Annotated in this window: 7 protein-coding genes; 2 read left to right on the forward strand and 5 right to left on the reverse strand. The window is 71.7% G+C overall.

The window, feature by feature from the left end:
• The first annotated feature begins 40 nt into the window (after positions 1-40).
• Positions 41-1531, forward strand: coding sequence for a cellulose binding domain-containing protein (locus ACFVIU_RS19040; RefSeq protein WP_385843750.1), 1491 nt, complete (start codon positions 41-43; stop codon positions 1529-1531).
• Between the two features lie 23 nt (positions 1532-1554).
• Here the strand turns inward: ACFVIU_RS19040 and ACFVIU_RS19045 are convergent, their stop codons facing one another.
• From ACFVIU_RS19045 to ACFVIU_RS19065, 5 genes are all read right to left on the reverse strand, one after another.
• A complete protein-coding gene (locus tag ACFVIU_RS19045) occupies positions 1555-4113 on the reverse strand; it encodes a glycoside hydrolase family 3 N-terminal domain-containing protein (protein WP_385843751.1) in 2559 nt (852 codons plus the stop codon).
• Positions 4114-4144: 31 nt separating this feature from the next.
• The gene (locus ACFVIU_RS19050) at positions 4145-5761 is read right to left on the reverse strand and encodes a PIG-L family deacetylase (RefSeq protein WP_385843752.1); all 1617 of its coding nucleotides are present in this window, start codon (positions 5759-5761) and stop codon (positions 4145-4147) included.
• Positions 5655-6977 (reverse strand): MFS transporter, encoded by a 1323-nt coding sequence (locus ACFVIU_RS19055; RefSeq protein ID WP_385843753.1) that lies wholly within the window; start codon positions 6975-6977, stop codon positions 5655-5657. The genes ACFVIU_RS19050 and ACFVIU_RS19055 overlap by 107 nt, the downstream gene beginning before the upstream one ends.
• Entirely contained in the window at positions 6974-8536 is a 1563-nt protein-coding gene (locus tag ACFVIU_RS19060) for a flavin-containing monooxygenase (protein ID WP_385843754.1), read from the reverse strand. The genes ACFVIU_RS19055 and ACFVIU_RS19060 overlap by 4 nt, the downstream gene beginning before the upstream one ends.
• Before the next feature lie 67 nt (positions 8537-8603).
• Entirely contained in the window at positions 8604-9866 is a 1263-nt protein-coding gene (locus ACFVIU_RS19065; RefSeq protein WP_385843755.1) for a radical SAM protein, read from the reverse strand.
• An 805-nt stretch (positions 9867-10671) separates the two neighbouring features.
• Between ACFVIU_RS19065 and ACFVIU_RS19070 the strand changes: the two genes are divergently transcribed.
• A complete protein-coding gene (locus ACFVIU_RS19070) occupies positions 10672-12201 on the forward strand; it encodes a hypothetical protein (RefSeq protein ID WP_385843756.1) in 1530 nt (509 codons plus the stop codon).
• Positions 12202-12344 lie beyond the last annotated feature (143 nt).

Here is a 12344-nt window from a genome sequence, read left to right on the forward strand (position 1 = left end):
CCGCACCACACCCCCGTGACCAACGAAGGCAGGCACGCGCATGAGCACCCACCGGCGCAGGATCAGTGGCAGGAACAAGGCGATCGGCGGGCTGGTGGCCGCGGCCGTGGTCGGCGGCGGCGCGGTCCTGCTCACCGGCACCGCCAACGCGGCCGGGGTGAACGCCGCCTACACGAAGACCAGCGACTGGTCGACGGGCTACACCGCCCAGTACGTCGTCACCAACAACAGCGGGCAGACCGAGAAGACCTGGACGCTGGAGTTCGACCTGCCGAAGGGCGCCAGGCTGGGCTCGCTGTGGAACGGCCAGTCGAGCGTGAGCGGGCAGCACGTCACCGTGAAGCCGGCGACCTGGGACACCGAGGGCCTCGCCCCCGGTAAGTCGGTGACCGTCGGCTTCGTGGTCGACGGCAGCGGCGACCCGGCGGGCTGTCACATCGACGGCCAGCAGTGTTCCGCCGCCGACGGCGCCACCCCGGAGCCCAGCGGCCGCCCCACGGCGAGCCAGTCACCGGCCCCGACCGCCACCCCCAGCAAGTCCGCCACACCGAGCCGGTCCGCCACCCCGACCAGGAGCGCCACCGCCACCCCGGCCCCCACCGCCTCCACGACCACCGGCACCGGGTCCGGCACCACCGCCTCCGCCGGCTTCGCGCCGTACGTCGACACCTCCCTCTACCCGGCCTTCGACCTGCTCGCCGCGGCCGACGCGACCGGCGTGAAGAACTACAACCTCGCCTTCGTCACCGACGGCGGCGGCTGCACCCCCAAGTGGGGCGGGGTCACGGACCTGACCAGCGACGCCGTGGCCGCGCAGATCGGCGCGCTGCGCGCCAAGGGCGGCGATGTCCGGGTCTCCTTCGGCGGCGCCTCCGGCTCCGAGCTGGCCACCACCTGCTCCTCCGCCGACGCGCTGGCCGCCGCCTACGGCAAGGCGGTCGACGCCTTCAAGCTGACCAAGGTGGACTTCGACGTCGAGGGCGGCGCGCTGCCCAACACGGCCGCCAACACCCGCCGCGCCCAGGCCATAGCCAAGCTCCAGGCCCAGCACCCGGACCTGGACGTCTCCTTCACCCTCCCGGTGATGCCCGAGGGCCTCACCCAGGACGGCGTCAACCTGCTGGCCGACGCCAAGTCCCACGGCGTGCGGATCGGCACCGTCAACATCATGGCGATGGACTACGGCGCCTCCTACAACGGCGACATGGGCGACTACGCCGAGCAGGCGGCCACCGCCACCCAGGCCCAGATCAAGAGCGTGCTCGGCCTGTCCGACGCCGCCGCCTGGAAGACGGTCGCCGTCACCCCGATGATCGGCGTCAACGACGTCTCCACCGAGGTGTTCAAGGTCGACGACGCCGGTCAGCTGGTGAGCTTCGCCAAGGCGAAGGGGCTCGGCGGCCTCTCCATGTGGTCCGCCGCCCGGGACAAGCAGTGCGCGGGCGGCGCGAAGAACTCCGCCGACGCCACGTGCAGCTCGATCGTCCAGGACCCGAACGCCTTCACCAAGGCGTTCGCCGCCTTCCGCTAGCCGCACCGCGGCGCGAGAAGGCGCTATCCCTCCTCTCCCGGCGGCAGCCACCGCACCCGGCCCACGTCGAGGCGGGCCGTGCCGTCGGTGTAGAGCATGAACGGCACGTCCACATGGCGCAGATCGGAGCCGATCGCGCGCAGCGACTCCACCGGCACGCTCACCGTGGCCCACTCGCCCCGGGGCAGCTCTGCCAGGGTCGCGGAGATGTCCACGGCGGGCTGGGCGGGGTAGTCGTCGTGGCAGGCGAGGAAGAACTCCTCGGACGGCGCCTCGAACACCCGCGCCTCGAACGCGACCCGCCCCCCGGCTCCGGCGTACCCGCGCAGGTCGGCCGGCTCACCGGAGGCGTACTGGGCGTAGACGAAGGCCGGGTAGCCCTTGAAGCGCAGGGCGAGGGCGCCCGGCCGGTCCGGGTCGGCCAGCGGCTCGCTGTGCACCACCAGCACGTCCGTCGGCCCGTCGAAGGAGATCTCCGGACGCGACCAGGTGTTGTGCCCGCCGATCCGGAACACGAACCCGGTGTCCGCCCCGCCCGGCACCGCGAGCGGGCCGGTGACCGGCGGTGCCGGGGTGTCGTCCCGGTAGGTGTCCTCGGGCAGCGGCTCCGTGGGCGAGCTGTCGGAAAGGCGCAGCCCGTGGCCGTACGGGAAGAGCGGCTCGTGCTCGCCCTCGGGGGCCTGTTCCTCCGCGGGCACCCGGTAGCCGGGGATGTGCGGCGGGATCCGGTTGACCGCGTGCGAGCGCGGGGTGCGCGGCCAGGAGCAGCCGAGCCGGCCCTGGAAGTCGTACCCGGGTGTGCCGTCCGCCGCGCGGAACAGCACGTCGGTGATGCCGCCGGCCTCGGTGCCGGGCAGCCAGGCCGCCACGAACGCGTCCGAGAGGTTGATCTCCTCGGTGAGGTAGAGGGCCCGGCCGCCGAGGTAGACCGTGACGACGGTGACCCCCTGGGCGCGCAGCCGGCGCAGGATCTCCAGGTCGCGGGCGTACGAGCGCTTCAGCCCGGCGTACGACAGGGTGCCCCACGGCTTGATCGTGCCGCGCATCTCGGCGTACGAGTCCTCGCCCAGCACCATCAGCGCCACGTCGTACCGGGCCGGGTCCGCGGTGCTCAGCCCGGGGTCGACGGTGCAGTTGGCCTCGCCGACCACCTCGCGGACGGCCCCGGCCACGGTGGTCGCGCCGGGCAGGTCGTCGAGGGTGACGTCGTTGCCCTGCCAGGTGAGGGTCCAGCCGCCGGCCTGCTTCTGGATGTCGTCCGCGCCGCTGCCGGTGACCAGCACCCGCGCCGAGCGGGCCAGCGGCAGCACCCCCGCCCGGTGCTTGAGCAGCACCAGCGACGTGCGCACCGCCTCCCTGGCCAGCGCCCGGTGCTCCGGGCAGCCGAGCACATCGCTGCGGACGGCGAGCGACCGCTCCCGGGGCCGGGGCTTGTCCCACAGCCCGGCCCGCATCTTCACCCGCAGCACCCGGCGTACGGCGTCGTCGATCCGCTCCTCGGGGATGCGGCCCGCGCGGACGTCCGCGCAGGCGTTGCGGTGCACGGACTGCCAGGCCTCCCGCCCGGCGACCATCAGCACGTCGATCCCGGCGCCGATGGCGTAACCGGCGTCGCCGACGGTGCAGCCGGCGATCTCCGCGTGCGCGTCCCAGTCGCTGATGACGATCCCGTCGAAGCCCATCCGGCCCTTGAGCACATCGGTGATCAGATAGCGGCTGCCGTGGATCTTGTGGTTGTAGGCGGGGCCGGTGTCCGGGCTGTGGTCGTAGTTGGCGGGGTTGTCCCAGCTGCTGAAGGAGACCATCACGGACTGCGCGCCGGCGGCCAGGCCGGAGAAGAAGCCCACCGCGTGGATGTTGCGGACCAGGTCCTCGGCGCACACGGCGGTGCCGCGGTCGGCGCCGTACACGGTGCCGCCGTCCGCGACCCAGTGCTTCACACAGGCCACCACCCTGCTGTCCGCGGTCAGTTCGCCCGGCTCGCCCTGGAGGCCGCGCACCATGGCGGACGCGTAGCCGTGGACGACCTCCGGGTCCTCGGCGTAGCCCTCGTAGTAGCGGCCCCAGCGGCGGTCCCGCGGGGTGGTGACGGTCGGCGCGAACGTCCAGTCCATGCCGGTGGCGGCGATCTCGCGCGCGGTCGCCGCCCCGATCCGGCGCAGCAGGTCCGGGTCGCGGGCCGTGCCGAGGCCGATGTTGTGCGGGAAGACGGTGGCGCCGCGGACGTTGTTGTGGCCGTGCACCGCGTCGGTCGCCCACATGAACGGGATGCGGAAGGGCCGGCCCTCCCAGCCGCTCTCGGCGGCCTCCCAGAACGCGTCCACGGTCTTGATCCAGTCGGCCTGGCTCGCCTTCCGGTTGCCGCCGGGCCAGATGCCCGCGCCGTTGAGCGCGGAGCCGATGTGGAAGTCCCGCACGTCCTCGGCGGTCAGCTCGGCGAGTTCGGGCTGGATCATCTGGCCGACCTTCTCCTCCAGCGTGAGCTGGGAGAGGATCTCCTCGACGCGCCGCTCCTGCTCGGGCAGCGGCGCGATCGCGGAGCGGACCGCGGGCCAGTCGGCGTGGTAGGGCAGTTCGCTCATCCGGTTCTCCTCGCGTGCGTGCTCACGGGCTTCAGCTGTCGGCGGCAACCCAGAACTCCTCGATGTCGCGCTCACAGATCCGCTCGACGAACTCCGGTGGTACGACGGTCCGCCGCTGGCCGGGGGCGTAGAGGTCCACCTGGGTGCGGTGCTCCCGGAGCGCGGCCCGCTTGGCGGCGAGCTGGGGCGCGATGTCCCGGACCAGGCGCCGCTCGTCGGTGGCCCGGGCGGCGGCCGGCTCGCTGCGGTTGACGAAGGCGAACTCGGCCTCGGTCTGCTCGTCCCACACCACGTACTTGTGGATCCGCGGGGTCATGCCGAGGGTGGCGAGACAGTCCAGGACGACCTCGCCGGTGAGCCGGTGGTCGGCGTTCAGCTCCCTGACGTCGTGCGGCAGATAGACCTCCGTCACCTCGCGGTTCTCGGCGAGCAGCTTGAGGACGGCGGCACGGAAGTCGGGCAGTGCGCCGGCCAGCGCGGTGTCGGTGAAGCCGAGGAAGCGCAGGGCGTCGTCGTCCACCCCGAGCCGGGCCGCGGCCGCGCGGGCCTCGCCCTCGCGGATGACGGTCAGTTCCTGCGGGGTCGGGGTGTCCATGCCGAGGACGGCGGAGTGCGAGCGCGAGCCGTCGGTGGAGAAGACGATGCCGACCCGCGCCCCGCGCGCCGTCTTGCGGGCGATGGTGCCGCCGCAGGCGATCACGTCGTCGTCGGGATGGGGCGCGAACACCAGCACGGAACCCGTCTCCGGCTCGGCACCGGCCAGGTACTCGGGGCAGGACGGCAGCCCCCGCTCGGCGACGAGGTCGTTGATCTCGAAGAAGTGGTGGTCCGGGACCAGCCGGGTGATCGGGGTGTCGTACTTCTCCGCGAAGTAGCGGTAGTTCCCGGCGACCGCCCGCATGTTCGCGTGGTAGCTCTTGGGGTGCGGCACATGGATGGCGGCGGCGGCCCGGTTCAGCACGAAACGGGCGCCGGCCCGGTGCAGCCGGTAGCTCAGATCGACGTCCTCCGCGCCCCAGGACCGGTAGGCCTCGTCGAAGCCGCCGACCGCCCGCAGCTGCTCGGTGCGCGCCGACACATTGCAGGTCCACCACACCAGCCAGGGCGCCGGCAGCGCGGCGAAGTCGTCGCCGTACTTGGCGTAGAACTCCTCCCGGATGTCCAGCCAGCGGCCCTGCCCGGCCAGCTCGGCCATGGTCGCGTCCGGGTCGGCGTAGTCGATGGCCCGCTCGATCAGCGCGCCGTCCTCGTTGTCCTCGTTGAAGCAGTAGACGTACCCGCACACGGCGACCGGACCGGCCGGGTCGCGGTGGCTGTCCACATGGGCGGCGAGGGCGCCCGAGTGCAGGATCACCCCGGAGTCCACGAACACGGTGACCGGCGCCGTGGCGTGGGCGAGCCCCAGGTTGCGGGCGGCGGCGACCCGGTAGCCGAGGTCGTCCTGGCGCAGGTACCGCAGCCGCAGCCGGTCCCCGAACCCGGCCGCCACCTCGGCGCTGTCGTCCGTGGAGCCGTCGTCGGCGACGAGGACCTCGAAGGCGTCACTCGGCAGCGTCTGCCGGGTCAGCGACTCCAGGGTGAGCCGCAGCAGCGGTGCCCGGTTGTACGTCGGTACGACCACGCTGCACAGCGGTGCGGTCGGTTCCATGGCCCCTCCCGAGAGCGAGTAGCAGGGTGGCCGCCGCCGCGAGCGCGGCGCACACCCAGAACACATTGGTGAATCCGGCCCACTCGGTGACCACCCCGGTGGTGGCCCCGCCGAGCAGGATCCCGGCCTTGAACGCCCCGGAGTACAGCGAGGAGGCGACCCCCACGCGTTCGGTCATGGCGTCCTGGAGGATGGTCACCGGGACGCTGAGCACGACCGAGGTCCAGACGGCGTTGAGCAGTTGCAGCGCGATCAGTTCGGGCGCCGACCGGGCCAGCGGCAGCAGACAGAAGAACAGCGCGGCGCAGGCGGCGGCCGTCGTCGTCAGCCGCCACAGCCCGATCCGTTCGGCCCGCGCGCCGAAGAAGATCATCACCGGTACTTCCAGCGCCGCGGCCAGCCCCAGCAGCACCCCGGTGAAGCCGGTGTCCAGGCCGAGGTCCCGGGTGACGAAGAGGGAGATGTCGATCTGGTAGGCGCTGTTGACGGCGAGCAGCAGCACGATCGCGGTCAGCAGCAGCCAGATCCGGCGCCCGAGACCGGCGTACGGCCGCCGCACCCGTTCGCCCTCGCCGCTCAACGCCAGGTTCGGCAGCCCCCACAGGCACACCGCGCCCGCCGCGAGGTAGAGCGCGCCGGCGGTGCAGAACAGCACGGCGAAACCGCGGGCGGCGATCAGGAAGAACGCCAGCGGCGGGCCGACGATCCAGGCGACGGAGGTGACCGAGCGCAGCGCCGCGTTGAAGAAGGCCGGATTGAGCGCGCGGTGGTCGGCGAACTCCCGGGTGTACGCGAACAGCTGGGAGAAGCAGGCGCTGCCGAGGCCGAAGCAGACGGCGCCGACCGCGAACAGCAGGTAGTAGTTGCGCAGCAGCATGTAGCCGAAGGCGCCGGCGGCCGACAGCACCGAGCAGATCGCGAGCAGGGTGCGCCGGTTGCCGATCCGGTCCGACAGCACTCCGAGGACGAGGTCGGAGCTGATCTCCAGCACGGCCCGGCCCGCGAAGAAGAGCCCGATCAGCAGCGGGGCCACCGCGACCTCGTCGGCCAGGAACAGGCTGACCGACGAGGTCACCATGGCTCCGCCGACCCCGATCAGCCCGGTGCCGCCGACCAGCGCGCCGAGCGCCCGGTCGCCGAGCAGCTCCGCGGCGCCCGCGCGCACCGCCGCCAGCCGTCCCCGGCCGGGCGCGCCGGGCTCCGCCGTCGCCGTCACCCGTGGCCCCGCTGGGTGGACTCCCGCTCCGCGCGCTGGCGGTAGGGCAGCTCCGGGCGGATCACCCGCCGTGCGGGCACCCGCTCGGCCGCGGCGGACTCGGAGGCGGTGATCTGGCCCGACGCGAGCAGCGTGGCTCGCGCGGTGCCGGGCAGCGCGGCCAGCACGCGGTGTTTGAGGTCCGCCAGGTCGAACAGGGCGCGGTCGTGCGCGGCGGGCGGGGGCGTGGGGCCGCCGGGCCGCAGGGCGGCCGGATCGACCTGGTGGGCGACGATCCGCCAGTACCCCGCGAAGTCCTGTGCGGGGTCGGGCAGCGTGCCCGCGGCCAGACCGATCCGGACGGTCTCCAGCCAGCAGTCGTAGTAGCGCCGGTCGGTCAGCCGGTTCATGTGCCGCGCGCACCACTCGGCCCGTTCCTCGACGGGTGGCAGCACGGCCTCGCCGGTGAACACCCGCAGCGCCCAGCCCGCGATGGCCTCGAAGTACGGGCAGGCCGTGCCGAACGCCTCGGTGTCCACGGGCGTGTTGATCACCGCGAGCGTCGGGTCGGGCAGATGGAAGAAGTGCTCGTACAGCTCCTCCCGCCGCAGGCCGGGTATGAAGCCGTAGTCCGGCGGCCCGTATCCCATGCAGAGCAGCACGGTGTCGTACCGCCCGGCCGAACCGTCGGCGAACACGGCCCGCCCGTCCGGCTCGAACCGCTCGAAGGCCGGTACGACCGTCACCGCGCCGCTGTGCACGGCGGGCACGATGCGGTCGTTGACGTGGACCGCGCCGTGGAACCCGTCCTCGGGCAGCAGCCCGGTCGCCCGGTACTGCGCGAAGTAGTCCGGCAGCAGGCTCTCCAGCCACTTCAGATAGTCCTGGTACGGCAGCTCCTCCACCGCGACCCGACCGATGTAGGAGAACAGCGCGTCGTTGTAGTGGCCGGCGCAGAAGCGGGGCAGGAACAGCGCGCGGCGGCGCACCGACCAGTCCACGGCGATGCCGTGGGCGGCCAGTTCGGCGGCGATGTCGGCGCCGCTCACCCCGCCGCCGACCACCAGCACCCGGCGGCCGGCGAAGTCCTCGGGGCGGCGGTAGTCCTTCGCCGTGCGGACCTGTACGCCGGTCGACGGGTCCGGCACGAAGGCGGGCCGCCGGGACTCCCACAGCTCGCCGCTGGCCACCATCACGGCGTCGAAGTCCTCGGCGGAGTCGGCGCCGCCGGAGCGTGCGGTCACCCGCCAGGCGCCGTCCCGCTTGACCACCTCCGTGACGGTGTGGCCGAACCGGATGACCTCCAGCGCCCCGGAGTCCTCGGCGTAGGCGTGCAGATAGGCGTGGACCTCGCCGCGGGTGGCGAAGTCCGTGCCGAAGCCCGGCGCGAAGTCCGAGTACGGGAAACTCATCCGCGAACTCTGCATGCGCACGCTGTCGTAGGCGCCGCCCGAGGCGGGGTTCCAGATGCCCCCGACCGCGTCCGTCCGCTCGTACACGACGACCCGGTGCCCGGCCGCCAGCGCCTGCCTGGCGCTGGTCAGCCCGGCGGGGCCCGCCCCGATCACGGCGATTCGCACAGTGGTGTCTTTCCTTCCGGTCGGCGAACGGTTCAGAGAACGGTTCGGGGCACGGTTCAGGGCACGGTCAGATGAAGGGGTCGAAGTCCGGCACGAGGGTGACCGGCCGGCCCGGCTCGGCGAGGCCGCCGATCGCGGCGTTGGTGCCGTGCCGGGCGCACTGGAACCGGCAGTCCTGGCGCGGGTCGATGACGGTGGTGTCGGCCTTCCGCCACAGCTCGGTGAAGGACGTGTCCCGGATGTCCCCGATCCGCCCCTTGTCGTTGCCGCGGTGGTAGGGGCAGACATAGACCCCGGTCGGGGTCACGGTGGTGCGCAGCTCCGCCACGGAGCAGGTGGCGTACTCCTTGGGCTGGTGCGGGTCCGCGCCGTGCCGTACGGCCTCCCAGTTGGAGGACCGCAGCAGGTGGAAGGAGTCGTCCTCCAGCTCCTTCAGGCGCTGCCACTGCTCGTCGACCTGGTCGATGTACCGGTCGTCCTGGTTCACGGTGAAGTGGTCCTGGTCGAGCATCGCCTTCAGTTCGAAGTAGTCGCAGCCCAGTTCCTTGGCCAGCCGGCCCGCCGTGTACACCTCGTCGTAGTTGGAGGCCTCCAGGGTGCCGTCGGCCGCGAAGCGCTGCATCAGCAGGAACGAGTAGCCGAGGCGGCCCTTCTTGCGGCCGGCGAGCAGCCGCATGTTCTCCGTCACCAGCGGGAACATGCTGCGTCCGCCGCGGCTGGGCCGGAACAGCGGGTACGTCTCCTCGGTGCCGGCGTCCACCGACACCCGCACCCAGGAGAGCATCCCGGCCAGCTGGTCGAGGTGCCGGTGGATCTGGGTGCCGTTGGTGACCAGTCCCATCCGGATGCCGGCCCCGTGCAGTGTCTCGATCACGGTGTCGATGGCCCGGTGCAGCAGCGGCTCCCCGCCGCCGATGAGGATGACGGCCCGTACGCCGGTCTGCGTCAGCTCCTCGGCCAGTTCGACGATCCGGTCCTTCGACAGCTGCCCGTGGTGCAGCACGTTGGAGCTGATGCACTCGGGGCAGGCCAGGTCGCACACCGTGGTGGGGTCCAGGTCGACCACGAGCGGTGCGTCCAGGCGCTCGCCCTGGGCGACGCGCAGGACGCTCGGGAACACGGACTCCTGGTAGATCTTGCCGACCAGGTCCAGGTTGTCGGCGACATGGGCGGTGGCGAGCGGCACGTCGGGCCGCAGCGCGGTCTCCGGCCGCTGCGGGGCCGCGGGGGGCCGCTTCCCCGCCAGCCAGGCGGCGCGCACGGAGGCGCCATGGGTGAATGCGCCCGGTGCGGGCTCCGGATTGCGTTCCGTGGGTATGTCCGTGGGCATGGAAGTATCCCCCTCTGGATCAGCCGGCCGGTGGTTTCTCCGGGCCGGCAGGGTGAATTTCCGGCAGCCTTCAGCGGCCGCGCGAGAAACGTGCTCGGCGGCTTCCCCGAGCCATCGCCGAGCGATTGCCGTGAAGCGTGGAAGGACGGGTGCGGGACCGGTGCGTGACCGGTGTCAGGTGCCGACCTGGAGATCCAGCGCCTCGTTGCGCCGGCCGGCCCGGAAGAGGGCGATCGTCAGCTGACCGTGCAGAATGTTCGCGGATATCTCATGACGAACTCTCCCCGTTGGATCAATGGTGTGAAGCTATCACCTCCCTATCGCCGTGGTCGAGAATTTCTCGCAATTCTTGAATTGCCGGTCACTGGCCGGATCGGCTTCTTTTTCAGGCTGTCCCGCGGCGGAAATGGAGGGGTATTCCGGGGGGTCGGCGATGCGGAATTCCGGGTTCAGGGGGTGTGGCCGGGAGTAGATGATCAAGTCGAACGATGCGTTCGATCGAGTGCCTGCGGGAGCGCTCCCATTCTATTGTGGGAGCGCTCCCGCGGGCTGGTAGCCGTCGAATGGCCGAGTCGCGACCGGCGATTTTCGGCCACCCGGACTGGGGTGACGGTCGCAGGAGAAGGCTGGAGGAGTGCCTGGGCGCGCTCGAACCGAGGCTGGAGCCGGAGCAGCTGGCCCGCCTGGAGGCGGCGCAGGAGCGGCCCGGGCACACGGCACCCCGCAGGACACCCCCCGGAGCGCGGCGGCGGAAGCGGGCGCGCTACGGTGACTCGCTTTTGTCGCGTACCTATTGGGGGGTCTCATGCGGCGAACCACAGCTGCCGCGAGCGTCGTCACCGTCCTCGCGCCGCTTCTGCTGGCCGGTGCCTCGACGGCGTCGGCCGCGGGCGGATCGCTCACCGTCACGACGCTGGACCGGGCCGGCAAGCCGGTCTTCGCGCAGGTGGCGGTCTACAACACGAAGACGAACGACTTCCGCTTCATCGACAGCAACAAGGCGACCTCGCTGCCCGCCGGCAGCTACGAGCTGGTCACCACCATCACCGACGCCACCGGGGAGGCCTCGACCGTCGGCGGGCACAACGTGACCGTCTCCGGGACGACGAAGACCACGTTCGACGCCCGGCAGGGCCGGGCGGTCAAGGTCTCGCTCAGCCCCAGCCCGGGCAGCGGCTACGACCACACGGTCAGCGCCTACGTCTGCGCCACCGACAACGGCCCGGCCTCCATGGGTACGTCGGCACCGGCGGGCGAGCTGTACGTCATCCCGACCGGCAGCAAGGCGTACCAGCTGGCGTACGGCACCACCTACCAGCCGCGGTCGGAGACCGGCGGGGACTTCTGGGTGGCGTCCGGCATGCACGCCGGCGGGGTGCCGTCCGGGGTGTCCGCGACGCTCCGGCAGTCCGCGCTGACCGCCCTGAAGGTGTCCGCGCGCTCGGGCCCGGACAGCGGCCAGGCCCGCTTCTCCTTCGACTACTCCTCCGAGAGCGGCGGCTCCTGCTCCTGGGGACCGAACTCTCTGATCTTCGAGCGGAACCTGCCCAACTCCTTCACCGCCCACCTCCCGGCCGGGCAGTGGCAGGTCTCGCAGCAGGCGAACGACTTCGTCTACGGCGGCTGGCACTCCTACGCCGCGGGCCACACCACGTCCCTGACGCTCGGGCACGCGGTCTGGGGACCGAGCGGTCAGCTGCCCTACACCTGGTACAAGCAGCTGTACCTGGGGTCCTTCAACATGTTCGCCGACCCGACCCTGACGGCCGGCGGGACGCTGGCCGCCGGCAGCGTGAAGCTGACCCACGCGGGCAAGACGCTCTACTCGCAGAAGTACGGCCCCGGCCAGGAGATCGACGGGCAGCCGAAGCTGCCCGGCGCGGGCTGGTACACGCTCGACACCTCGGCCCGGCGCGGCAGCCTGCCGTCCGGCTCGCTGTCCACCACGGCCAGCCTGTCCCTGCACTTCTACGCCGACCCCGGCAAGAACCAGCAGATCCGGGACTACATCACCCGCTTCTGGCCCAACGCGCTCAACAGCAGGAACCTGGCGGCCCCCGGGTCGACCACGTCCGTCGTCCTCGGCATGCAGCGCAACGGCACGAACGACGGCACCATCACGCAGCTGTCGGACGGCGTGCAGTCCGTGCGGGCGTGGTACACCACCGACGGCGGCACGACCTGGCACGCCGCCACCACCAAGCTGTCCGGCGGCAAGTGGACCATGGCCGTCCACAACCCCGGCTCCGGCCGCGTCGGCCTGCGCTCGACGGTCACCGACACGCACCACGACACGTCGACCACCACCGTGTACAACGCGTACGCCATCGGCTGAGCAGGGCACACCTCAACGCCGAAGCCCCGGCACGCCCCTGGTTCAGGGGTCTTTGGGGGCCGGGGGGCGGTAGGTGGGAGAGAATAGACAAAAAACAATAAAAACAAAAAAAAATAAAAAAAATTTTGATATTTGTTTGTGTG

Origin of the sequence: Streptomyces sp. NPDC127190 (assembly GCF_042672505.1) — a bacterium.
Taxonomy (GTDB): domain Bacteria; phylum Actinomycetota; class Actinomycetes; order Streptomycetales; family Streptomycetaceae; genus Streptomyces.